Origin of the sequence: Lacisediminimonas sp. (assembly GCF_030645335.1) — a bacterium.
Taxonomy (GTDB): Bacteria; Pseudomonadota; Gammaproteobacteria; order Burkholderiales; family Burkholderiaceae_D; genus Lacisediminimonas.
In genome coordinates this window covers 1-22056 of the sequence record NZ_JAUSNH010000006.1, presented here as the reverse complement: position 1 = coordinate 22056, position 22056 = coordinate 1, and the positions used below count along the sequence as shown (strand labels likewise).

23 protein-coding genes, 1 tRNA gene and 1 pseudogene are annotated in these 22056 nt (G+C 60.6%); 7 read left to right on the top strand and 18 right to left on the bottom strand.

What is annotated here, in order from left to right:
* Window positions 1–392, top strand: a pseudogene (locus tag Q7T64_RS00405) (flagellar biosynthetic protein FliP); the annotation flags it as partial.
* Between the two features lie 23 nt (window positions 393–415).
* Here the strand turns inward: Q7T64_RS00405 and Q7T64_RS00400 are convergent.
* The 3 genes from Q7T64_RS00400 to speG all read right to left on the bottom strand — a co-directional run bounded on the left by Q7T64_RS00400 (window position 416) and on the right by speG (window position 3081).
* On the bottom strand, window positions 416–1030 hold the full coding sequence (locus Q7T64_RS00400; RefSeq protein WP_304789312.1) for a tetratricopeptide repeat protein: 615 nt from the start codon (window positions 1028–1030) through the stop codon (window positions 416–418).
* Between the two features lie 19 nt (window positions 1031–1049).
* Window positions 1050–2237, bottom strand: a complete 1188-nt coding sequence (locus Q7T64_RS00395; protein WP_304789309.1) for a tetratricopeptide repeat protein — start codon at window positions 2235–2237, stop codon at window positions 1050–1052.
* 304 nt (window positions 2238–2541) lie between these two features.
* Window positions 2542–3081, bottom strand: a complete 540-nt coding sequence (speG, locus tag Q7T64_RS00390; protein ID WP_304789307.1) for a spermidine N1-acetyltransferase — start codon at window positions 3079–3081, stop codon at window positions 2542–2544.
* A 234-nt stretch (window positions 3082–3315) separates the two neighbouring features.
* Between speG and Q7T64_RS00385 the strand changes: the two genes are divergently transcribed.
* A complete protein-coding gene (locus Q7T64_RS00385) occupies window positions 3316–4197 on the top strand; it encodes a PhzF family phenazine biosynthesis protein (protein WP_304789304.1) in 882 nt (293 codons plus the stop codon).
* Between the two features lie 15 nt (window positions 4198–4212).
* Here Q7T64_RS00385 and Q7T64_RS00380 read toward each other — a convergent pair whose 3' ends face one another.
* On the bottom strand, window positions 4213–5211 hold the full coding sequence (locus Q7T64_RS00380) for a glycosyltransferase family 8 protein (protein WP_304789300.1): 999 nt from the start codon (window positions 5209–5211) through the stop codon (window positions 4213–4215).
* On the bottom strand, window positions 5212–6405 hold the full coding sequence (locus Q7T64_RS00375; protein ID WP_304789297.1) for a glycosyltransferase family 9 protein: 1194 nt from the start codon (window positions 6403–6405) through the stop codon (window positions 5212–5214).
* A 172-nt stretch (window positions 6406–6577) separates the two neighbouring features.
* Between Q7T64_RS00375 and Q7T64_RS00370 the strand changes: the two genes are divergently transcribed.
* The gene (locus tag Q7T64_RS00370; protein ID WP_304789293.1) at window positions 6578–7810 is read left to right on the top strand and encodes an O-antigen ligase; all 1233 of its coding nucleotides are present in this window, start codon (window positions 6578–6580) and stop codon (window positions 7808–7810) included.
* A gap of 85 nt (window positions 7811–7895) precedes the next feature.
* Here the strand turns inward: Q7T64_RS00370 and Q7T64_RS00365 are convergent, their stop codons facing one another.
* The 3 genes from Q7T64_RS00365 to Q7T64_RS00355 form a co-directional block, all read right to left on the bottom strand.
* Complete coding sequence (locus Q7T64_RS00365; RefSeq protein ID WP_304789290.1) at window positions 7896–8873, bottom strand: tripartite tricarboxylate transporter substrate binding protein; 978 nt, start codon at window positions 8871–8873, stop codon at window positions 7896–7898.
* A 102-nt stretch (window positions 8874–8975) separates the two neighbouring features.
* Window positions 8976–9995 carry an NAD(P)H-quinone oxidoreductase gene (locus Q7T64_RS00360; protein WP_304789287.1) on the bottom strand — a complete coding sequence of 340 codons (1020 nt, stop codon included), beginning with the start codon at window positions 9993–9995 and terminating at the stop codon, window positions 8976–8978.
* Window position 9996: 1 nt separating this feature from the next.
* A complete protein-coding gene (locus Q7T64_RS00355; RefSeq protein WP_304789284.1) occupies window positions 9997–11433 on the bottom strand; it encodes an NAD-dependent succinate-semialdehyde dehydrogenase in 1437 nt (478 codons plus the stop codon).
* Between the two features lie 111 nt (window positions 11434–11544).
* Here Q7T64_RS00355 and Q7T64_RS00350 point away from each other — a divergent pair, with 111 nt between their 5' ends.
* A complete protein-coding gene (locus Q7T64_RS00350) occupies window positions 11545–12453 on the top strand; it encodes a LysR family transcriptional regulator (RefSeq protein ID WP_304789281.1) in 909 nt (302 codons plus the stop codon).
* Window positions 12454–12547: 94 nt separating this feature from the next.
* Here Q7T64_RS00350 and Q7T64_RS00345 read toward each other — a convergent pair.
* From Q7T64_RS00345 to petA, 6 genes are all read right to left on the bottom strand, one after another.
* Window positions 12548–12623: transfer RNA gene (locus Q7T64_RS00345), tRNA-Thr, on the bottom strand.
* Between the two features lie 43 nt (window positions 12624–12666).
* Window positions 12667–13149 carry a ClpXP protease specificity-enhancing factor gene (locus Q7T64_RS00340; RefSeq protein ID WP_304789279.1) on the bottom strand — a complete coding sequence of 161 codons (483 nt, stop codon included), beginning with the start codon at window positions 13147–13149 and terminating at the stop codon, window positions 12667–12669.
* Between the two features lie 48 nt (window positions 13150–13197).
* Window positions 13198–13809, bottom strand: a complete 612-nt coding sequence (locus Q7T64_RS00335; protein ID WP_304789277.1) for a glutathione S-transferase N-terminal domain-containing protein — start codon at window positions 13807–13809, stop codon at window positions 13198–13200.
* An 83-nt stretch (window positions 13810–13892) separates the two neighbouring features.
* Window positions 13893–14654, bottom strand: coding sequence for a cytochrome c1 (locus Q7T64_RS00330; RefSeq protein ID WP_304789274.1), 762 nt, complete (start codon window positions 14652–14654; stop codon window positions 13893–13895).
* Between the two features lie 19 nt (window positions 14655–14673).
* Window positions 14674–16077: a cytochrome b N-terminal domain-containing protein gene (locus Q7T64_RS00325; protein ID WP_304789272.1), complete on the bottom strand. Its 1404-nt coding sequence runs from the start codon at window positions 16075–16077 to the stop codon at window positions 14674–14676.
* A gap of 1 nt (window position 16078) precedes the next feature.
* Window positions 16079–16687: a ubiquinol-cytochrome c reductase iron-sulfur subunit gene (petA, locus tag Q7T64_RS00320; RefSeq protein ID WP_304789270.1), complete on the bottom strand. Its 609-nt coding sequence runs from the start codon at window positions 16685–16687 to the stop codon at window positions 16079–16081.
* Window positions 16688–16874: 187 nt separating this feature from the next.
* Between petA and mscL the strand changes: the two genes are divergently transcribed.
* Window positions 16875–17297, top strand: coding sequence for a large conductance mechanosensitive channel protein MscL (mscL, locus tag Q7T64_RS00315; protein ID WP_304789267.1), 423 nt, complete (start codon window positions 16875–16877; stop codon window positions 17295–17297).
* Between the two features lie 60 nt (window positions 17298–17357).
* Here the strand turns inward: mscL and Q7T64_RS00310 are convergent, their stop codons facing one another.
* Window positions 17358–18062: a response regulator transcription factor gene (locus Q7T64_RS00310; protein ID WP_304789265.1), complete on the bottom strand. Its 705-nt coding sequence runs from the start codon at window positions 18060–18062 to the stop codon at window positions 17358–17360.
* Window positions 18063–18177: 115 nt separating this feature from the next.
* Entirely contained in the window at window positions 18178–18942 is a 765-nt protein-coding gene (locus tag Q7T64_RS00305; RefSeq protein WP_304789263.1) for a Nif3-like dinuclear metal center hexameric protein, read from the bottom strand.
* A gap of 42 nt (window positions 18943–18984) precedes the next feature.
* Between Q7T64_RS00305 and Q7T64_RS00300 the strand changes: the two genes are divergently transcribed.
* Together Q7T64_RS00300 and Q7T64_RS00295 are read left to right on the top strand one after the other, a co-directional pair.
* A complete protein-coding gene (locus Q7T64_RS00300; RefSeq protein ID WP_304789261.1) occupies window positions 18985–20151 on the top strand; it encodes a Do family serine endopeptidase in 1167 nt (388 codons plus the stop codon).
* Window positions 20152–20154: 3 nt separating this feature from the next.
* A complete protein-coding gene (locus Q7T64_RS00295; RefSeq protein ID WP_304789259.1) occupies window positions 20155–20844 on the top strand; it encodes a DUF2461 domain-containing protein in 690 nt (229 codons plus the stop codon).
* A 9-nt stretch (window positions 20845–20853) separates the two neighbouring features.
* On the opposite strand, the gene tatC is transcribed toward Q7T64_RS00295, so the two are convergent.
* Window positions 20854–21645, bottom strand: coding sequence for a twin-arginine translocase subunit TatC (gene tatC / locus Q7T64_RS00290; protein WP_304789256.1), 792 nt, complete (start codon window positions 21643–21645; stop codon window positions 20854–20856).
* Window positions 21646–22056: twin-arginine translocase subunit TatB (gene tatB / locus Q7T64_RS00285; protein WP_304789254.1), on the bottom strand; the 411-nt coding region annotated here is incomplete at its 5' end.

Genomic DNA, 22056 nt, shown 5'->3' with positions numbered 1-22056 from the left:
CCTACCGGCAAGGTCAGATCAAGGAGGAAAAGGCGCTCGACCTTGCCACCGGCCAGGTAAAGCAATTCATGCTCCGCCAGACCCGCGAGCAGGACCTGGCGCTGATGGTCGAGCTATCGCGCGGCGCGCCGCCGCAAGCACTGGACGAGGTCAGCATGACGCAGTTGATACCAGCGTACATGCTCAGCGAACTGAAGACGGCATTCCAGATCGGCTTCGTGATTTTCCTGCCCTTCCTGCTGATCGACCTGGTGGTGTCGAGCGTGCTGATGTCGCTGGGCATGATGATGGTGCCGCCAGTGGTGGTTTCACTGCCGCTGAAAGTGCTGGTGTTCGTGCTGATCGATGGCTGGAACCTGGTGGTGCGAGCCGTGATTGGCAGTTTCCACTGAATGCGGGACCTGCGGCGGCGCGCTTAGTGTCCTGGGAGGTCCGGGTCGGCCTGGTAGGCCGCCAGCCAGATGCTGCGGCTGATCGTGACCGATGGGCTGGCCCCACCCTCGCTGGCCCCACCCTCGCTGGCCCCACCCTCGCTGCCGCCATCGCCGCTTGCAATCGACGCCAGGATTTTTTCCATGTCCGAATTCAGCGCAGGATTGGCATTGTTCAGGGAGATCCCCCGTTCCAGCATTTGCCGGCACTCCGCAAACTCGTCCTGGCACAAGTGCACCAGGCCCCTGGCGAAGTAGCCGAGCCAGTCGTCCTGCAGCAGGGTCATGAGCGGCGAGATGACTTTAATCCCGAGCGCTGCATTGCCTGCGGACAGGTGCAGCATGCCAAGCTGCAGTCGGGCAATGTGCAAGTCCGGCGCGAGTTCGATGGCGCGCGCCATCAGTTCGCATGCGCACATGGTCAAGCCGATCTGCGCGTATTCGGCGGCAAGCAGGTATAGCAGCTCGCCGTTGTACGGCGACGCCTCGCAAGCCCGTGTCAGCAGGTCGATGGCTTGCTCGTGGCGACCAGCGCGAATGGCGTGGAGCGCCATCTTGAGCAACTCGTCATGCCCGATATCGGCAGCTTGATTTTTCATTTGCGGGTCAACAGTCTGGTCAATGCAATGTAATCGGCCCGGCAGGGACCGGTCCGGCAGGCGGTCCCGCCTGGTGGCGTGCAGCAAAGCGGCGAATCAGGCCGGACAGGTTGCCGCCGGATGGCGTCGCGCTGGCATCGAGCATGGCATCGATCATCGCGCTTGCCCGCTGCGGGCGGCCTCGGTTGGCAAGCAGCAGCGACTGCGCGAAGCGACCCGCGAAGGAGTCCGGCTGCAAGCGCAGGGCGGTATCGGCCAGGATGCTGACCTGCTCCCAGTCACCGCGCACGGCGGCCACCACCGCTAGCCCGCCATGCGCCTCGCCAAAATTGCGGTCCACGGCCAGGCTATGCTGGAATGTGCGCCAGGCGGCATCGAAATCGCGCTGCAGGATATGCACCCAGGCCAGCGCATTCCAGGAGCCGAGGTGGCTGGGCATGTAACGAACCGCCCGGTCCAATTCAATGATCGCCTGTTCCAGCCGCCCCTCCAGCATGCTGTGCAGGCCGATGCCCAGCCATGCGCGGCCATTGTGCGGACTGACTGCGATCGCCCGGCTGAACAATACCTTTGCCTGCTCTTCCCGTTCCAGGGCAATCGCAGTCGATCCGGCAGCGAGCAGTGCATCGAGATTGTCCGGCTGCAGCATCAGGACTTCGCTGGCGGTACGGTCGGCCTCGACATATTTTTCCTGGTCCAGCAGCAGCAGGCTCAACATGGCGCGGCCGATGGTGTCGTCCGGATGACGTCGAAGATGGACGGCGGCATACGCAGCGGCCTCGGCCACCTTGCCCAGGTAATGCTGGGTGCGAATGTACAGATGGGGCAAGCCGGCGAACGCCGCGCCTTCGTCGACCAGGGACTGCAGCAGCGGTCCTGCCTCGGCAAGGCGCGCCAGCGCGACCAGGCACAGCACATGCTGGTGGCGGATCACCGCATTGATATGCCCTTGCTCCAGCAAGCGGGCCGTCAGCGACAGACTGCCCTCGAAGGCCTTCTCCTGGTAAAGCAGGACAGCCATCCGGTATTGCGCTGCCGGATCATCCGGCCGCAGCACCAGTGCCTGCTCCAGCAACGGCCAGGCCCGCACCGTGTCGCCAAGTTCGAGGCACAGGTCGCCGGCTTCGCACAGCAACAGGTAGTTGTTCGGGTCGGCCTCGGCATAGCCGAGCAGCCGGTTCAGTCGGTCTTCCAATGGCGCTTCCAATATCGCCCTCCGAATCAGATCCCTGCGTAGAAATAAGGTGCGTCCAGCCGGCACAAATAAGCCAGCCCGACCAGAACCTGAACTTTGGTCATTGCAGCGTCCCAGGTACATATCTGTTAACGGCTGCTCGGCGGCCACCGCAAAGTGGTGTGAATATCGAACATTTCGCCAAGCCGAATTCGAGCAAAGGCGCTCGCTCCGGCGTCAAGGTCGGATAGTCGGTGGCAGGTTCCATCTTCAGGAAATCAGGGTGCCGCGCGCGTTTGATCGGGGCGCGGCAGCCAGGCGCCGGTGCTGGCAAGGCTTAAGCCTTGCGCTTCCGGCTCAACAGGAATTCGGGCTGGAAAATCGCCATCCTGATCGCATCCTTGTATTCGCCATTGACAAAAAATTCATGCCGCAGCGTGCCTTCCTCGCGAAAGCCGAGCTTGCGATAGACCGCCAATGCGGCGTCGTTGCCGCTGTCGACGACCAGGAACAGCTTGTACAGGTTCAGCACGGTGAATGCGTATTCAATTCCCAGCAGCGTACCGACCTGGGCGTAGCCTTTTCCCTGGTGCGCCGGTGCGATGATGATCTGGAATTCGGCACGCCGATGGATATGATTGATCTCGACCAGTTCGACCAGCCCGACCGGCTCGTCGTCGGCTTCCGCAATGAAGCGCCGTTCGCTCTGGTCATGTATGTGCTTGTCGTACAGGTCGCACAGTTCGACAAACGCTTCATACGCTTCTTCGAACCAGTAGTGCATCACGGATTCGTTGTTGTCGAGTTCGTGCACGAAACGCAAGTCCTCACGTTCCAGTGGACGCAACCTGACTTGCGGCATGGCTTGGCCTTTCATGATCGTCTCCTGATGTGGCGTCGAACAAGTTTAGCTGAGCGGGTTGTAATTTCCTGCAATGTTCGCTTGTTAATTTCTTGCCTGCCTGGTCGGGTTGCTTGACGCGTCGATGCGTCGCGCGTCGCGCGTTGCCGGATGGAAAAAAATTCCAGTCCCCTGCGCCGGTCGGGCTGCACATTCCGCGCCGCCTGCTTCCGATGTATTCTTCCGACTCATTTATCGGGCAGGCCATCTATGGACAGGAACTACCGTTTCCGGATCGTGAACGTGTTTGCCGAATCCACTTTCGGCGGCAATCCCTTGTGTGTGTTCGAGGACGCAAGCGGCTTGTCGGACGAGGAGATGCAGGCGCTGGCCAGGCAGTTCAATCTTTCGGAAACAACGTTCATCCTGCCTTCGTCTGCGGCAACTGCCACGGTGCGCATATTCACGCCCAGCCATGAGTTGCCGTTCGCGGGCCACCCCACCCTGGGTTCGGCCCATGTGGTGCGCGAATTGTCGGGCGCCGGCGATGAGCTGACGTTGCAGTTCATGGCCGGGATCGTGCCAGTCCGCGCAAGCGGCAAGGAATGGTCGTTTACGGCACCGGTGGTCGGTGCGCCAAAGCCCAGGCCCGCCAGCCAGCCTGCCGCCCTGATCGCCAGCCTGATCGGCCTGGGCGCGGCGGACCTGTTGGGCGATCCGGTATGGGTCAATACCGGCGCCGACCAGTTGCTGATCCCGCTTGGCTCGCCCGATGCGGTGCGCCGCGCTTCCCCCGATACGGCCTTGCTCGATCAGTGGCCCGCCAATAGCCTGGGCCGCAAGACCGGCTATGTGTTCGCGTTTGAAGACGGCACGCATGCTGCGGTGCTTGCGCGCTATTTTTCCGTCCTGCCAGGCGGCGGCGTCGGCGAGGATCCCGGTACCGGATCGGCCTGCGCCAACCTGGGTGGCTGGCTGCTTCACCACGCACATCCAACGCCTTGCCGCATCCTGGTCAGCCAGGGCGAGGCGGTAGGGCGTGCGTGCCGGCTGGTGCTCGAGCTGACATCCGGGCGCGAGATCCGGGTGGGCGGCACTGTGCGCGCCCTGGCCACAGGCACAGTCAGCCTGCCCGGGCCGCCCTTGTTCTAGCTTTGTGCTCGCTGGCTACTGGCGCAATCCCTGGCCCAGCCGCGCCCTCAGGTAACGTCCATACCAGACCAGCGCCGAGCGGAATTCCCCGCGATTTTTCAGGAACCGTGATTGCAGGCGCATTTCGCGCGGATTGCGCGGCGCTGGATCAAGCGGCATGTCGGCCCAGGGCGACATGGCGTGGTATCGGCAAAATAGCGCACGGGCCTCATGCCGGTGCCAGTCTGCCCACGGCTTGATGGCGCCAGCGAAATGGAGCAATACGGCCTTGTCTGGTGCGTGCATGGTGCGCACGTTCCGGTCCATATCGTGCACCAGGTCGTAGATGGTGTTGAATTTGCCGTCGAGGTAGCCGATATGCTCGCCGAGGACGATATTGAGCGCATCCTGGTCACTGAACCGGAGCCTCTTTTTCCCTTGCGCCAGGACTTCCAGCGTGCGTGCCGTGACCTGGTGCGCGATCCAGTTGTCGACGTTGATGAGCAAGACACCACTGTTGAAGTACCGGCCGTGCTTCAAGCCCAGCGCACGGGACCGGCGTTCGGCGGTGAGCGGTGCATCCGCCACGGCCGCTGCAATGTCGCTGCCGAGGTCCATGTCGATCAGTTCATCGAGCTTGCCCACGCACAGGATGTCGGCGTCCAGGTACAACACCTTCGATGCGACACCCTCCAGCACGGCAGGAATCAACAGCCGCGAAAAGATCGACAGCGAATAGTAGGAATTCCTGACGAAATGCCCGAGCTCGCGAAAGCTTGCAGGATCGATGATGTGCAGTTGCGTGCGGACATCGAACCGGCGCTCCAGTTCCAGCAAGCCTGCGCGGTGCCGCTCGGCGACCTCGAACGCCAGCACGTGGAAAATGAATTGTCTGCCAGGGTTGTTGGCGATGATCGATGCGATCGTCGCGCCCATGCTGCGGAAATAATTGTCATCGACACAGAAGGCAATGTGCAATGCCGGGTCGTCCCGTGCTTCGGCGCGCTTGCTGGCAGCGGCTGAGGGAAGGTTCATTCAGTGCGCCAGCGAGGCCATGACTTGCTCGACCGTGATGGCCTTGACCCAGTCGCGCCGGTGCGCGGCCGTAATCACCTTGCTGTTTTCCTTGTCGATTGGCACCCATTCCGGATTTTTTTGCCGCATCAGCGCAATCACTGGCACGTGGATCGCGTTGGCCAGATGCATGATCGATGTTTCTACAGAGATGATCAGGTCGCAGGTGCGCAGCATGGCTGGTAACTGGAAAAAATTGCCCTGCGCGCTGAACGCGTAGGTACGACCCAGCCCGTGGTCGACGATCATCTTTCGTACATCCTGCACCTGGTCCGGCATGGCGTTCACGATGAAGCAGGCGTCTTCCCATTCGCGCTTGCCGCGTATCGCCGCGATCAGTTGCATCACCCGCTCCAGCGGCCAACTGCGCTTGTCCGTCTTCGCAATCGGATTGATGAAAACCCGCCGTCGCCCCTGGCAACCCCAGGACGCAAGCTGCCTGCTCGCGTCCTCTTGCCAGATGCCGGGGATATCCACGAAAGGGTAGCGCTCGCCAGGCGGCACCACCAGTCCGAACAGGCGGAAAAACCAGTCGGCATAAATCGCACTGATGTGCTGCGCTTGATTCCTGTCGACGGTGTAGGGCGGAATGGCGGCATCGAGCTTGCGCCATGCAGTCAAGTGGACCAGCGAGCCCAGTCCCGGTTTTGCCGTCATGCCCGCCACGAATCCGCGCGGACTGATCGCCCGTGCCAGTGCAGCGTAGCGGTGCGGACGAAGGGTGGCTATGGACACCACCAGCGGATACCGTTGCTGCTGCGCCTCGCCGATCGACGCGCAGTAGAGCGCAGGGCTGTAGGTCTGGGTATAGACCTTGCGGAAGCAGGGGCAGGCACTGACCCAACTGTAGAGCGCGTAGTTGCGCAGCTTTTCCCATTGCGACGGATCTGCGGTGCGACGCACTTCATCGACCCAGAGGTCGACCGCAATGTGCGGATAGGCGCGGGTGAAGGCCCTGAAAAAATTCTGGAGATAGGCGAAGTCGCCCAGCGCCAGATGCGTGATGAACAGTATCTGGCTGGCGTTTTCGATCAGCTCACGCGGCACCAGCGGCGCCGGGAATTGTGACGCGTTAGCCGGAATGGCGGCGGTGGATTCACCCTCGAATCCGAAGGCGCGTGGTGGTCCGAATAGCGTCCTGCGAGTGGTTTTCATCAGAGCCGTGCCCTTCAATGTCATTAGGTTGGACTGCTGGAACGATGGTTTGGCCAAAATTTAGCGTCGTTTAACGACACCCTTGTTGCGCCGGATCATTGCCATCGCAGTCTTTCCAAACGACAAATTCTGGGAAAATGGCGCACTCGGCTGACACCGCTTTACGGCAGGCATGTCCATCACCACATCCATTGCAATCTTCCTGTTTTCGGCACTGGCCTTGATCCTGCCGAGCGGCTATTCGTTCGGTGCCGCGCTATTGCTGGCAAGCAGCCTCGCCTGGCTGGCGACACGCAAGCAGCTCGCGATGACGCGAGACGATTGGCGGCTGATCATGGTTTTCGGCTTCTACTTCGCGGTGTGCGCAGGGAGCGTTGCCTGGAGCGGCGGCAAGATTTCCGAACTGGATGTTCCGCTGCGCTTGCTGCTGGCGATTCCCGTTTTCGTGCTGCTGCGCGCAGCACCACCCGCCGCGCAAGCCTTATGGGGCGGAATTGCAGCGGGCGCCATTGGTGGCGGCCTGCTCGCTGCCTGGCAATGGCTGGCGCTGGCACTGGCCCGGCCGGGCGGGCATACCAATCCGATCCAGTTCGGCAACCTGTGCCTGTTGTGGGCGATGCTGTGCCTGGCCGGCCTGGGGTGGGCGCAGGCACAGCACCGGGCGCGGCTGTGGACCGCCCTGCTGCTGGCGGGGGCAATATCCGGCATGCTGGGCTCGGTGCTGTCGGCAAGTCGCGGCAGTTGGCTCGCCTTGCCGGTCTGCATCGCCATCCTGCTGGCGTATTCGGCGCGCCCTGCCCGCCGGCTGCAACTCGCCGCACTGGCCGGCGGCGCAGCGCTGGTGTTGCTGGGGGCCTTGTCCCACCAGGGCCTGGGGCTGGAGCGGCGGCTGCAGGACACGGTCAGCGAGGCAAGCGGCTATTTCAAATCCGGCCAGGCCCACAATTCAGTCGGCGGGCGCCTGGAAATGTGGCGGGTCGGCCTGCTGATTTCAATGGAAAGGCCGGTGTTCGGCTGGGGCAGCGAGGGCTACCGGCAGCGCAAGGCCGAGCTGGTGGCGGCCGGCCTGGCCGATCCCTATGTGATGGACCATAGCCATGCACACAATGAATTCATCGACGCCCTGGTCAAGCGCGGCGCCATCGGGCTGGCGGCGCTGCTCGCGCTTTACCTGGTTCCCCTGCGTTTTTTCGCCAGCGTACTGCGGCGCCCGGACAATGCACAGGCACGCCCCTATGCGCTGGGGGGCGTGCTGCTCATTGCGAGTTTCATGGCGTTCGGGCTTAGCCAGGCTTTCCTGACGCACAACAACGGCGCCATGACCCTGGCCTTCATCGTCGCTACGCTTTGGGCGTCGATCGATCCGCCGCGCGCAGCGAACGCAAGCGGCCAACAGCAGGTTTGAAGCGCGCGCCAGGATGCAAAAGAGCCCGCAACAGCGGGCTCCGGTAAATCGTCAACAGTCAAACGCTTGGCTCGCTATCCGGGCCTCACTCAAGCTGCAAGTTCAGGGTCTTTGCGACTGCCGCCCATTTCTTGTCTTCCCCTTCCAGGAAGCTGACAAACGATGCCGGTGTGCGCGGATCAGGACGAACACCGAGTCGTTCAAATCGCGCGAGCACTTCAGGATCACGCAGTGTGTCCAGCGTTGCCTTGCTGAGCGCCTCGGTCACTTTGGGCGGCAAATTTGCCGGCCCGAAAAGACCGAACCAGCCTTGTGCGCTGAAGCCGGGATAACCTGACTCAGCCACGGTCGGTACATTCGGCACGGCCGGCGAACGCTGTGGACCGGTGATCGCAATGATCTTCAGGCGACCGCCCGACATATTGCTGACCGCACTGACCAGTGAAGTCTCGAACGACAGGTTGATGTGGTTGGCCAGCAAATCCTGCAGCGCTGGCGCCGCGCCCCGATAAGGAACGTGCAGCAGATTGACGCCGGCCTGCTGGGCAAACATCTCCGCGGTCAGGTGCGGGATCGAGCCGTTACCGACGCTGGCGTAGTTGACCTTGCCGGGATTCTGCTTGGCGTAGCGCACCAGCTCCTGCACCGTATTGAATGGCGTTTCGACGTTGGCCACGATAGCGCCATCGGTATTGACCACGTTGGTGATCGGCGTGAAATCCTTCTTCGGATTGAAGCCCAGGTTCTTGGTGATATGCGGCGCAATTGACATCGCGCTCACTGTCATGATGCCCAGTGTGTAGCCGTCTGCCTTGGACCGCGCCAGTGCCTGGGTGCCGATATTGCCGCCTGCGCCCGCCTTGTTTTCAACCACCACGGACTGCTTCAGGTGCTTGGAGAGGTTTCTTGCAATCTCGCGCCCCACCACGTCGGTCACGCCGCCGGGAGGAAATGGAACGATGATGGTGATCGGGCGCGACGGGTAATCAGTCTGGGCGTGCGTCGGCGCCACGAACGCCATCAAAGAGATGGCTGCGCAAAGCGTGAGTTTCTTGAGTTTCATGTTGTCTCCTGATGGTGTTGTTGGTACGTATTTTTATAGGTACTCATGCTCCCCGGGTGACCGTCCTGGGTCTTGTGTCACGGGAGCACTTGCTTTCTCACTTCAAGGTATCAAAACCAGCTTTCCGAAATTCTCCGAATTTTCCATGGCCCGGTGTGCCTTTTCCGCATCGGCCAGGGCAAAGGTCCGGTCGATGATGGGCCGCAGCTTTTTCGAACGGATGTCTGCGATCCACCGGCTCCGGAACCGTTCCGTCATGTTCCGCTTTTCCTCCTGCGTGACGGACTTCATCACAGTACCTTCAATGCGCAAGCGACGTTGCAGCACCAGATCCACCGGCAATGTGCCGCTGGCGCCGCCTTGCGTGCCGATCTGGATCAGGCGACCGCCAGCACTCAGCGATCGGATGTTGCGCTCCAGGTAGGGGCCGCCGAGGATATCGATGATCACATCAACCGAGCCGCCCTCGACTTGTCCGGCAATGACTTCCTGGAAGTCCTCGCTCTGGTAGTCGATTGCAAGGTGAACGCCCATTCCAAGCAGCCGTTCGCGCTTGCTGCGGCTGCTGGTCGTGATGACTTTGCCGGCACCCGCCAGCAATGCCAGTTGCACCAGTGACGAACCCACGCCACCGCCAGCGCCGTGGATAAGGACTTTTTCGCCTGGGGCGAGTTTGCCCAGATGAATCAATGCCTGGTGCGCGGTAACGAAAGCCTCGGTCACGGCGGCGGCCTCGACATCATCCAGCGTGTCAGGTACGGGAATGGCCATGCCGGCATCAATGCGGGCATATTGCGCATAGGCGCCACCGCCGACGATGCCCATGACACGCTCGCCAATGCTGAAACCCGTTACCGCCGCGCCCATGGCGACCACCTCGCCGGCGATCTCCAGTCCCAGCAACGATGAATCACCGAAGCTGGCGCTCTTGCCGTATTTTCCTTGCCGTTGATTGAGGTCCGCCCGGTTGACACCGGCCGCCCGCACTTGCACCAGCAAATCGTTGGGGCGTATCTCCGGCGTGGCCACCGTCACATGCCGAAGTACGGAAGGGTCACCGAACGACTCGAAATCGATCGCTTGCATCGTGGAAGGAATCACGCGCGGCTCCATGTCAGTCATCTCAGACCTGGCTGATGAACTTGGTGACGAGATAGCTCTGGATGCCTTCTGCACCACCTTCGGATCCCTGGCCACTGTCCTTGATGCCGCCAAACGGCAGTTCGCAAACGATCATCTGCGTGTGATTGATCCCGATCATCCCGGCCTCAAGCTCATTGCCCAGGCGCACCGCATTGCGCGCCGACTCGGTGAAGCCATAAGCGGCCAGGCCATAAGGCAAGCGGTTGGCTTCTTCAATGGCGTCGTCCAGCGTATCAAAGGGCAGCACCACCGCGATGGGGCCAAACGGCTCCTCATGCATCACCAGGGCGTCAGCCGGTACATCGGCCAGGATGGTCGGCTGCCAGAACAGGCCCTTGCCCGGCACGCGCTCACCGCCAGTCATCACGCGGGCCCCTTTGGATTTTGCATCGGCCACCATGTCGCCGATCGCCTTGATGCGGCGCCCGTTGGACAGCGGGCCGACCTTGGTATCCGGATCAAAGCCGTTACCGATCTTCAGGGCCTGGCTGGCCTTGACGAATTTCGCGAGGAATTCTTCGATCACGCTGCGCTGGACCAGGATACGTGTGGGCGACAGGCAAATCTGCCCGGTCCCGCGGAATTTGCCGGCAGCGAGGATGCTCGCTGTGGCGTCCAGGTTGGCGTCTTCACAAACGACCACCGGCGCGTGCCCGCCCAGCTCCAGCGTGATGGGTTTGAGCGCGCGACCGGCCAGCTCGGAAAGATGGCGTCCAACCGGCACCGAGCCGGTGAAGGTCACCTTGCGGATCACCGGCGACTGGATCAGGAATTCGGAGATGACAGACGGCTCGCCGAACACGACATTGAGAACGCCCGGCGGCAGCCCGGCATCTTGCAGCGCGCGCGCGATTTCAATGGCGGTGCCGGGACACTCTTCGCCCGGCTTGATGATGATTGAACACCCGGCCGCCAATGCCGCCGCGATCTTGCGCGAAGGCGTAATTGCCGGGAAGTTCCACGGCGAAAAAGCGGCCACCGGGCCTATCGGTTCCTTCTTGACCAATTGCTGGACGGCCGTGCTGCGCGACGGAACCACGCGCCCGTAGCTGCGACGCCCTTCTTCGGCAAACCATTCAAAATAGTCGGCCGCGCTACCGACTTCATAGCGTGCTTCGAACAGCGGCTTGCCTTGCTCCATCGTCAGCGTGGTCGCGATTGCCTCGCTTCGCTCGCGCAGCAAGCCTGCGGCCTTGCGCAGGATCTTTGCACGCTCGTAAGCGGAAGTATTCTTCCAGACCTTGAATCCTTTTTTGGTCGATTCAATCGCACGTTCAAGGTCGGCCATGGTGGCATGCGGGACGTGTCCGATCACCTCGTCGGTGGCTGGATTGACCACCGGTGACGATGCCCTTTGCTTTGCGGATATCCACTGGCCATCGATCAGAAGGAACAGTTCTCCGTATGCTTGATTCATCACAATCCTTTGCTTTCAACGCTAAAATGAAACCGGGAATCATCTTATGCCGACTGTAGCTGCCGGCACAATACATTCACCTCGCTATTCACTTTTGCGTTTAACGCACATATGGACTCACGACTTCTTGAAAACCTGGCGGTATTTGTCGATACGGTACGCGCCGGCGCCTTTTCCACCGTTGCGCGACAGCGAGGCCTTGCGGCCTCATCGATCAGTCGTCAGATCGATGCGCTGGAGGCTGATTTGCAGGTGGCCTTGTTCACGCGCTCTACGCGTTCGCTGAAGCCCACCAAGGCTGGCGAACTGCTGTATCACCGGGCGGTTCGCATCCTCGAGGACCTGGCCAACGCCCGCAGCGAAGTGACGTCGCTGGAACACGAGGTGCAGGGATCCTTGCAGATCAGCTGCCTGCCAACCTTTGGACGGCGCTATGTCCTGCCTTGCCTTAACCAGCTTTTCGACAAGTACCCTGCGCTAAAAGTAGAGTTGGATCTTTCAGAGAACATGACGGCGCCCACGATCGAGCGCCAGGATGTGGCAGTGCGCTTCGGCGAGCAGCCCGACAGCAGCCTGTTCGCCACCCGGATCGGCACGCAGCGCTATGTCATCTGCGCGGCGCCCGGCTACCTGCGTCGCTACGGCACGCCGCTGAACAAGGATGACTTGCACGGCCACCGGCTGGTCGACAAGCGCCACCGTTCCAGCATGCTGGGATGGCGTGAAATCCTGGGGACGCACCGGCTGGCGACGACGTCCTACATCCTGGAGTCGGACGACTTCGAGCTGCAACGCATGGCTGCACTGGCAGGCTCGGGGATTGTCCGGCTACCCGACTGGGTTGTCGGGCAGGACATCAGGAATGGACATTTGCAGGAGCTTGAAATTGCCGGGGTCAAGAAAGACCCGGACGCCGGCATCTACCTGCTGCGCGCCTTGCCCAAGCCCAATGCAAAGCTCAAGGCGTTTACGCAGGAACTGCTTGAAGTCGTCGGGACGCCGAATAGCTGGCAGTGTTGATTCTTTCCCCTGCTCACAAGTTCTCCGAGACACTTCATGTAACCAGAAACGCAAAAAGCCCAGCGACATCGCTGGGCTTTTTGTTTAATGCGTTTGGTGCCGGCTGCAGGACTCGAACCCGCCACCCCCTGATTACAAATCAGGTGCTCTACCGGATGAGCTAAGCCGGCACGTTTAGAGAGGTCGAATTATACGCGATCGCCGAGCGATTGCTTACTTGATTCGGGTCAGCGTTGGCCTTGCGCCACCTTTTTTGGGCGGTTGCGGGCCGTCGCCATCGCCGTCCGCCGGATCGCGGTCCGGCACGGCGCTGAGCGTAGCCGGTTCAGCGGCGGGCCGCTCCTGGTCTGGGCTCTTTTGCTCGGCTGCTTCGTCCGCGCTGGGCATGGTCAGTTCGAACGCCATCCCCTGCCCGTTTTCACTTGCGTAAATGGCCAGCACATTGTTGACCGGAACGATCAGGTCGCGTGCAACGCCAGAAAAGCGTGCGTTGAAGTAGATGTACTCATTCTCGATCTTCAAGCCCTTGGTGGCGGTGAAGCTGATGTTGAGGACGATCTGGCCATTCTTGACATGCTCTTGCGGAACAACGGTGTTCGCGTCAACGGCCACCGAGATATAGGGTGTGAATCCGTTGTCGGTGCACCATTCGTAAATCGCGCGCAATAGATATGGCTTGGTCGAAGTCGCCGTCACGAGCGCCTCCAGTAAAAAATGGCCCGCGCTGGCGGGCCGGGTCAGGCATTACCGACGCATCACTTTTTCAGATGGCGTCAGCGCTTCAATGTACGCCGGGCGGGAGAATATGCGTTCAGCATACTTCATCAATGGCGCAGCAGTCTTGGAGAGTTCGATGCCGTAATGGTCGAGCCGCCACAGCAAGGGTGCAACGGCAACGTCCAGCATCGAAAACTCGTCACCCAGCATGTACTTGTTCTTGATGAACAAAGGTGCGAGCGTGGTGAGCCGGTCACGAATTTCGGCACGGGCCTTGTCGTGCACTTTTTCGGCGCCCTTGGACTTGTCGTTCTCCAGGGTGTGGACATGAACGAACAATTCCTTTTCGAAATTGAACAGCATCAACCTGGCCCGCGCGCGCATTAACGGGTCTGCCGGCATCAGTTGCGGATGCGGGAAACGCTCATCAATGTATTCATTGATGATGTTCGACTCGTAAAGAATCAGGTCGCGCTCGACCAGGATCGGCACCTGGCCATACGGGTTCATTGTCGAAATGTCTTCCGGCTTGTTGAACAGGTCGACATCACGCACCTCGAAGTCCATGCCCTTTTCAAACAGGACCAGGCGGCAGCGTTGGGAGAAGGGGCACGTGGTGCCCGAGTAAAGAACCATCATGTTCGCAGTTCCTCAGAAACAAATAGGGTGAGACCGCGTGCGGCTCACCCTGTTGACGCAGCCCTGTCGGGCTGTAAATTTTTTTACCGGACTTCTTTCCAGTAGGACGCGGAAAGACGCCAGGCCAGTACTACCAGCAAGCTCAGGAACAGCAGGACCAGCACGCCAAGCTGCTTGCGCTTGGCCGCAACCGGCTCGGCCATCCAGCTCATGTACGACACCAGGTCAGCAACCGCCGTATCGTACTGCAGCGCGGTCATTTTGCCTGGCGTTACCTGCTCAAAGCCAGCAAAGCGATGGATGGTCTTTTTGGCGTCGTGCGGGTCTTTTACATCCTCGAACTTCGCGGAACGCACTCCCTGCAATTCCCATAGTGCATGCGGCATGCCGACGCTGGGGAATACCATATTGTTCCAGCCGGTCGGACGGGTGTCGTCGCGGTAGTAGGTGCGCAGGTAGGTATAGATCCAGTCAGCGCCAGAGCCCTCGCCCGAGGAACGGGCACGGGCAATCACGGACAGGTCCGGCGGTACGGCGCCAAACCAGACCTTGGCATCGGCCGGCGACATCGCTGTCTTCATCAGGTCACCGACCTTGTCGGTCGCAAACAACAGATTGGTACGGATCTGGTCGTCGGTGAGTCCAATATCACGCAGCCGGTTGTATCGCATCGATGCCGCAGAGTGGCAGTTCAGGCAGTAGTTGACGAACAGTTTGGCGCCGTTTTGCAGGGAAGCCAGGTCGTGCCGCTCGGGCGCTTTATCCAGCGGGAATTCGCCGCCGGCACCGAATGCCAGTGCCGGGAGCAATGCAGCAGCCGCGATCAGTTTTTTCAGAAATTTCATTCTTGTATTCCTTTGCGACTCAATGCGGATGGAACGTGACGCGGTCTGGCACGGGCTTGAATTCGCCCATCGCGCTCCACCACGGCATCAGCAGGAAGAATCCGAAGTAAATGAACGTGCTGATCTGCGCGACCAGCGTACGCATTTCAGTCGGTGGCATCACACCGAGATAACCCAAGACCAGGAATGCGACGCCGAACAAGGCATAGACGTATTTGTGCCAGGTCGGACGATAGCGGATTGACTTGACCTTGGATTGGTCGAGCCACGGCAGACCGGCCAGGATCATGACCGAAACGCCCATCAGCACCACGCCCCAGAACTTGGCATCCAGCACCAGCATGCCGGCGATGGCGACGAGTCCGCCCAAGGCAATGGCTGCCTTGATCTTGAACGCAAGCCGCGTCTTCAGCCAGACCAGCGCGACATAGGCAACCACACCGATGATCAGTGCCCACATGAATGGGGAGGTCGTGGCGCGCAGGATCGAGTAGAACGGCGTGAAGTACCAGACCGGCGCAATATGCGCTGGTGTCTTCAGCGGATCTGCCGGCAGGAAGTTGTTGTACTCGAGGAAGTAGCCGCCCATCTCTGGCGCAAAGAATACGATCGCGCTGAAGATGAACAGGAAGATCGTCGTGCCGAACACGTCGTGGACAGAATAATACGGATGCGACGGGATCGAATCGACAGGATGGCCGTCGGGACCGATATTGTCCTTGACCTCGATGCCATCCGGATTGTTCGAACCCACTTCATGCAACGCAATCAGGTGGGCCGCTACCAGTCCGATCAGGACCAGTGGAATGGCAATCACGTGGAACGCGAAGAAGCGATTGAGCGTGGCGTCGGAAACGACGTAGTCGCCACGAATCCACAACGACAGGTCAGGACCGATGAACGGAATTGCGCCGAACAGATTGACGATCACCTGCGCGCCCCAGTAGGACATCTGGCCCCATGGCAGCAGGTAACCGAAGAAGGCTTCGGCCATCAGCATCAGGAAGATGCCTACGCCAAACAGCCAGATCAGTTCGCGCGGTTTGCGGTAGGAGCCATACATCAGGGCCCGCGTCATGTGCAGGTAAACAATGACGAAGAATGCCGAGGCGCCGGTCGAGTGCATGTAGCGCACCAGCCAGCCCCAGGGCACGTCGCGCATGATGTACTCGACGGAAGCGAACGCCAGTGTGGCGTCAGGCTTGTAGTGCATCACCAGGAAAATGCCGGTGACGATCTGGATCACCAGCACCAGCATCGCCAGCGAGCCGAAGATGTACCACCAGTTGAAATTCTTGGGGGCGTAATACTGTCCCCATTGCTCGTTCCACATCTTGGTCAGCGGGAAACGGGAATCGACCCAGTTCAGCGCCTTGGCGGCGGCCGGTGCGTCGGCGGGGAGTTTTTTTTCTACGAATGCCATGTCAAGCCTCGCCTTTCTCGTCCTTGCCGATCACCAGTTTGGTGTCGCCAACGTACATGTGGCGCGGCACTTGCAGATTATCCGGCGCGGGCTTGTTCTTGTATACGCGGCCGGCCAGGTCGAAGGTGGAGCCGTGGCACGGGCACAGGAAGCCGCCGGTCCAGTCGTCGGGAAGCGAGGGCTGGGCACCAGGCTGGAGCTTGGTGATCGGCGAGCATCCGAGGTGGGAACAAATGCCCACTGCGACCAGGTATTCAGGCTTGATCGCGCGATGTTCGTTGCGTGCGTAGGGCGGCGTCAGGTCGTCCGGTGCGCGTTCGGATTTCGGATCGGCTACCAGCGCGTCGGTCTTTTTCAGCGACGCTACCATCTCGGGCGAGCGGCGCAGGATCCATACCGGCTTGCCGCGCCATTCGACGGTTTTCATTTCGCCCGGCTGCATGCCGGCGATGTCGACCTCTACCGGCGCGCCGGCTGCCTTGGCCCGCTCTGAAGGCTGGAAGGTCGAAACAAATGCTCCTGCCGTGGCCAATCCAGCCACACCGCCCGCCGCGCAGGTAGCGACGAGCAAGCCTCGCCGACCTGAGTCGACCTGCTTTTCGTTACTCATACCAACCCCAAAAAGTGAATGCGAAATCTGTACAGAACTATCAGCAACCCTAGATTATAGCCGAGCAGGTGGCTTTTTTTAAAGCAAAACCAAGCAAGCTGCTAGTTGGGAAAGTCGAAGACCGGTGTTGTCTTCATTTCCGATGTTGCCATATAGTACGAAATCACAACGTAGAAAAGGAAAAAACATGAGCATGCTGAAAGAATTCAAGAGCTTTGCCATCAAAGGCAATGTGGTCGACCTGGCGATCGGCATCATCATCGGCGCGGCGTTTGGCAAGATTGTCGAATCCTTGGTTCAGGACGTGATCATGCCGCTGGTGGGCAGGGTGGTCGGCGGCCTGGATTTCAGCAATTACTTCATCCCTCTGAACGGTCAGTCGATGGCGCTGACGCTGGTCGAGGCAAAAAAAGCCGGTGCAGTGCTCGCCTACGGCAGTTTTTTGACGATCGTGATCAACTTCGTGATCCTGGCGTTCATCATTTTCCAGATGGTACGGCTGGTCAATCGCGCGCGGCGCAACGAACCCGTGCCCGCCCCCGCCCCGGAACCGACCAAGGAAGAAGTTGTCCTGCTGCGCGAGATACGGGATTCGTTGCGGCAGCCGTAAGCGCCTGGCTTGCGGCGAACCTTGCGCCGGGGGCGCCGGCTTGCTGCGTTGCCGGCTGATTCACTCGGGAGGTTTTGGCAGGTTCATGCGCAGCAGCCCGCGGCGCTGCGCTTCGTATACCGCAGCACCGCGCGAGTGGACCGATAGCTTGCCGTAAATATTCTTGACGTGGGTCTGCACCGTCCCGACGGACAGGCATAGTGCGGCGGCAACGTCGCCATAGCTGTCGCCCTGGGCAATCAGCTCAAGGATGCAGGCTTCCCGTTTGGTCAGCGCAGAGGCGTTACGTTGCTCCACGGCCGGCCGGGCCGGCTTGACGGCCACCCGCAGACGGGCCAGCACCTTGCGGGCGATGATGGGACTGATCGGGGAACCGCCGGCATGCAGATCCAGCAATGCCTGCACGATATCGGTCCGACCAGCGTCCTTGAGCACGTAGCCGGATGCACCGGCTTCGATACAGGAGAGGATCTTGTCCTCGTCGCTGGACATGCTGATGACCATGATGGCGCTACCGGGACTGTAACGCGTGCAGGCGCGGATCACCTCGACACCGGAGCCATCAGGCAGGCCCAGGTCAGTCAGCAGCAGGTCGGGCCGGTTGGCGGCCAGCCAGGCAATCGCCGGGCGGGCCCGGTCGAATGCGGCAATCAGTGCCAGCGCAGGTTCTGATTCGATCGCCAGGGACAACAGGCTGCGGGTTACTGCATCGTCTTCGACGATTGCCACGCTGATGCGCGCCCCCGGCACGGCTCCATCCACCATACGAGTCCCAATAGGTCTTTGATGGCCGCGATATTATCATATTGCTAATTAAATTCGCATTGCCAATATGGCATCATGCGGGGCAAAAGACACAGGTAACGGACTTTCCTGCGCGTCAGACCGGATTCGGAATATCAATGAAACGGTGCTCCATGCCGAACACCTGGGCCAGGTGCTTTCCGAGCGCCTCCACACCATAGCGCTCCGTCGCATGATGGCCGCAGGCCAGGTAGGCAACGCCGCTTTCACGGGCCAGATGGACGGTCGGCTCGGAAATTTCACCACTCAGGTAAGTCCCGGCACCCGCTGCTATCGCATCCGCGAGATAGCCCTGGGCCGCACCGGTACACCAGCCAACCGTGCCAAGCGCGGCGTCACGCTCGCCGATGACCAGCGGCTCACGACCCAGCACCGCAGCCACCCGGTCGGCCAGTTGCCCGACGGTGCGCATGGCGTCGTCCACAGGGCGGCCCAGCCAGCCGATATCGTCTTCGCCAAAGCGGGATGCCGGCAACAGGCCCAGCTTCTGCGCCAGTTGCGCGTTGTTGCCAAACTCTGCGTGCATGTCGAGCGGCAAGTGGTAGGCGTACAGGTTCAGCTCGCTTCCCAACAGCAGCTTCAACCTGCGCTGCATGGGACCGACGACCCGGGCATCCTCGCCGCGCCAGAAATAGCCGTGATGCACCAGCACCGCGTCGGCACCAAGCTCTACCGCCTTTTCCAGCAAGGCCAGGCTGGCCGTGACACCGGTAACGAGCAAGCGTATCTGCTGGCGCCCTTCCACCTGCAGACCGTTTGGGCAATAGTCCCGAAAACGCGTAATATCCAACGTCCGGGCTAGATATTTCGCTAGCTCGTCCCTATCTCCGATCGGGTTCATCTCTTCCTTTTCCTGTCCATTCACTTTACGACGATCCGGTTCATGCGACGTTTCTGGCTTCTGTTTGCGCAATCAGTCACGGTAGGACTGGCGCTGTGGTTCATTGTAGCGACCCTGAGGCCTGAATGGCTCGCTTCCGGCACGCGGCAGGGTGGCGCCCAGGTTGCGTCATCAATCGTTCCCATGCAGGAATCGACGTCCGGCCCGCCGGCCCATTCTTCATACCGGGAAGCGGCCGGGCGCGCGATGCCGGCCGTGGTCAACATCTACACCTCCAAGAATGTGCGACAGCAGGGTAATCCGTACATGGAAGACCCTTTTTTCAGGCGCTTCTTCGGCGATCGCCAGAAAGAACAGGAAAAGCAAGTCAGCCTGGGCAGTGGCGTCATCGTCAGTCCCGATGGCTTTGTGCTGACCAACAATCATGTGGTGGAGGCTGCCGACGAAATCGAAATCGCCTTGTCGGACGGCCGCACGGCGCCGGCCAAGCTGGTCGGCACCGACCCTGAGACCGACCTCGCCGTAGTCAAGATCGACTTGAAGAGCCTGCCCGCGATCACGCTGGGCAGTCTCGACCAAGCCCGTGTGGGGGATGTGGTGCTGGCAATTGGCAACCCGTTCGGCGTTGGTCAGACCGTGACGATGGGCATTGTCTCGGCACTGGGGCGCAATCACCTGGGCATCAATACGTTCGAGAACTTCATCCAGACCGACGCCGCCATCAATCCGGGCAATTCAGGCGGCGCGCTGATCGATGCCAATGGCAACCTGCTTGGCATCAACACGGCAATCTATTCGCGTAGCGGCGGTTCGCTCGGCATCGGTTTTGCGATTCCGGTGACGACAGTAAAAACGGTGATGGAGTCGATCATCAAGAACGGCCAGGTGATACGTGGCTGGATCGGGGTGGAGCCGCAAGACATTACCCCTGAGCTGGCCGAGAGTTTTGGTTTGGCAAAGCGTTCCGGAACGATCATTGCCGGCGTGCTCAAAGGTGGTCCGGCAGACCGCGCCGGCATGCGCCCGGGCGACATCCTGATCGCTGTTGATGGCAAAAAATTGGGCAACACGACCGAAATGCTCAATTCGATTGCCCAGCTCAAGCCCGGGGACCGTGCCAGGTTGAGCATTTTGCGGCGTGAAGTGGAAAGCACGCTGGATGTCGTGGTCGGAACCCGGCCGCGCAAGAAACCCGATCCCAGCGAGTAGCCAATGCATGTTCCCGATCTGATCGGCTATTTATCCGACCTCGAACGGAACAACAACCGCGCCTGGTTCGCCATGAACAAGCCGCGTTATGACATTTTGCGCGCAGAGTTCCTGCAACTGGTTACGGCGCTGATCGGCACGATCGGCAAGCATGATCCTGCGGTGCTGGCTTGCAATCCGGCCAAGGCGCTGTTCAGGATCAACCGCGATACCCGGTTTGCCAAGGACAAGCGGCCCTACAAGAACACGTTTTCGGCGGCGATTACCGCAAGCGGGCTGAAGAAGCCGAGCCAGGGCGGCGGCCCCGCCTACTACTTCCAGATCAACGCCGAAGGCCGACTGATGGTGGCGGGCGGTGAATGGATGCCACCGCCAGAGCGGCTGCGACAGATCCGCCAGGCGATCGAAGTGGACGCGGCGGGATTGCGCAAAGTGCTTGCCGGCAAACGCTTTGCGCAGACATTCGGCGGCTTGCAAGAAGAAGGAAAGCTGGCGCGCGCGCCCAAGGGTTACGATCCGCAGCATCCGGAAATCGACCTGATCCGCAACAAGAATTTCATTGCATGGACCGAGTTGGACCTGCGCGGCGAGGTGCCTGAAGACCTTCAGAAAGTCATCGCCACTGGCTTCCGGGATGTGTCCGGACTGGTGGGGTGGCTCCGCGCGGTTCCCCCTGCCAGCCTGGCCGATTAAAGCGCGGGCTTAGCCAGTGGTGCTGGAGTCGGCGCTCTCGTCGGCGCTTTCTGCGGGTGCTTGCGTAGCCCGGACAAAAAACGGGGCGAGCAATATGCCGACCTCGTAGAGCAGGCACAAGGGAATGGCCAGGAACAACTGGCTCAGCACATCAGGCGGCGTCACGATGGCCGCAATGACAAACGCGCCGACGACCACATAGGACCGGATCGACTTGAGTTTCTCGACGGTGACAATGTTCATCCGCACCAGGATCACGACCACCACCGGCACTTCGAAAGTCAGCCCGAACGCCATGCACATCATCAACACGAAATCGAGGTAATTCTCGATGTCCGGCGCGACCGAAATGCTTTTTGGTGCGAAATTATTGATGAAGCTGAACACCGAGCCGAACACGACGAAATAGCTGAAGGCGACACCGGCCAGGAACAGCAAGGACGACGACAGCACCAGCGGCAGCACCAATCGCTTCTCATGCGTGTACAGACCTGGGGCGATGAAAGCCCATGCCTGGTACAGCACCCAGGGCAGCGCCAGCACGAAGGCAACCAGCAGGGTGACTTTCATCGGCACCATGAACGGGGTGATGACGCCGGTGGCGATCATCTTCGAGCCGCTCGGCAGTGCGTTGAGCATCGGTTGTGCGACGAAATCATAAATCGCCGCCGGCCCGGGCCAGACCGCAAACAGCACAATGAAGACGACGAGCACGGCGATCGAGGCCCGCACCAGGCGGGTCCGCAATTCGATCAGGTGGGAGATGAAACTCTCCGGTACGCCAGGCTGCTCGTCGGACATTTAATGGAATGAAAAAGAAGAAGGACGACTGCCCGGCGGGCGGTATTTCGTTACCCGTGCGGCGCCCGACAGTACGCGGGATTTGCGGCCGGCCTGGCGTTTGTACCAGGATGGCACGGCAGCCTGGCGCAGGACTTTTTTCTTGCGGAAGTCGCGCGCTTTCTCGGCAATTTTCTCGGCGCTCGGGGTCGAGTCGAGCGGCACGTCAAGCGACGAGTCGCGTCCTGCGCTCCAGTCGGCATTCATGTCGGCCTCGGCAGCGGACAGGTCTGTCGAGATGGTTTGCCCGACGCTGTTGGCTGCGTCCTGGACGTCGCTTTGCATCTTGCGCAGTTCGTCCAGCTCGGACTGACGCGCCATCTCGTCGAAGCTCGAGCGGAATTCATTGGCCATGGCGCGCGCCTTGCCCAT

Excerpts from the sequence above, each read along its gene's own strand:
- Q7T64_RS00400 (WP_304789312.1), bottom strand. The coding sequence starts at position 1,030 with ATGAAAAATCAAGCTGCCGATATCGGGCATGACGAGTTGCTCAAGATG.
- speG (WP_304789307.1), bottom strand. The coding sequence starts at position 3,081 with ATGAAAGGCCAAGCCATGCCGCAAGTCAGGTTGCGTCCACTGGAACGT.
- Q7T64_RS00385 (WP_304789304.1), top strand. The coding sequence starts at position 3,316 with ATGGACAGGAACTACCGTTTCCGGATCGTGAACGTGTTTGCCGAATCC.
- Q7T64_RS00380 (WP_304789300.1), bottom strand. The coding sequence starts at position 5,211 with ATGAACCTTCCCTCAGCCGCTGCCAGCAAGCGCGCCGAAGCACGGGAC.
- Q7T64_RS00375 (WP_304789297.1), bottom strand. The coding sequence starts at position 6,405 with ATGAAAACCACTCGCAGGACGCTATTCGGACCACCACGCGCCTTCGGA.
- Q7T64_RS00370 (WP_304789293.1), top strand. The coding sequence starts at position 6,578 with ATGTCCATCACCACATCCATTGCAATCTTCCTGTTTTCGGCACTGGCC.
- Q7T64_RS00365 (WP_304789290.1), bottom strand. The coding sequence starts at position 8,873 with ATGAAACTCAAGAAACTCACGCTTTGCGCAGCCATCTCTTTGATGGCG.
- Q7T64_RS00360 (WP_304789287.1), bottom strand. The coding sequence starts at position 9,995 with ATGACTGACATGGAGCCGCGCGTGATTCCTTCCACGATGCAAGCGATC.
- Q7T64_RS00355 (WP_304789284.1), bottom strand. The coding sequence starts at position 11,433 with ATGAATCAAGCATACGGAGAACTGTTCCTTCTGATCGATGGCCAGTGG.
- Q7T64_RS00350 (WP_304789281.1), top strand. The coding sequence starts at position 11,545 with ATGGACTCACGACTTCTTGAAAACCTGGCGGTATTTGTCGATACGGTA.
- Q7T64_RS00335 (WP_304789277.1), bottom strand. The coding sequence starts at position 13,809 with ATGATGGTTCTTTACTCGGGCACCACGTGCCCCTTCTCCCAACGCTGC.
- Q7T64_RS00330 (WP_304789274.1), bottom strand. The coding sequence starts at position 14,654 with ATGAAATTTCTGAAAAAACTGATCGCGGCTGCTGCATTGCTCCCGGCA.
- Q7T64_RS00325 (WP_304789272.1), bottom strand. The coding sequence starts at position 16,077 with ATGGCATTCGTAGAAAAAAAACTCCCCGCCGACGCACCGGCCGCCGCC.
- petA (WP_304789270.1), bottom strand. The coding sequence starts at position 16,687 with ATGAGTAACGAAAAGCAGGTCGACTCAGGTCGGCGAGGCTTGCTCGTC.
- mscL (WP_304789267.1), top strand. The coding sequence starts at position 16,875 with ATGAGCATGCTGAAAGAATTCAAGAGCTTTGCCATCAAAGGCAATGTG.
- Q7T64_RS00310 (WP_304789265.1), bottom strand. The coding sequence starts at position 18,062 with ATGGTGGATGGAGCCGTGCCGGGGGCGCGCATCAGCGTGGCAATCGTC.
- Q7T64_RS00305 (WP_304789263.1), bottom strand. The coding sequence starts at position 18,942 with ATGAACCCGATCGGAGATAGGGACGAGCTAGCGAAATATCTAGCCCGG.
- Q7T64_RS00300 (WP_304789261.1), top strand. The coding sequence starts at position 18,985 with ATGCGACGTTTCTGGCTTCTGTTTGCGCAATCAGTCACGGTAGGACTG.
- Q7T64_RS00295 (WP_304789259.1), top strand. The coding sequence starts at position 20,155 with ATGCATGTTCCCGATCTGATCGGCTATTTATCCGACCTCGAACGGAAC.
- tatC (WP_304789256.1), bottom strand. The coding sequence starts at position 21,645 with ATGTCCGACGAGCAGCCTGGCGTACCGGAGAGTTTCATCTCCCACCTG.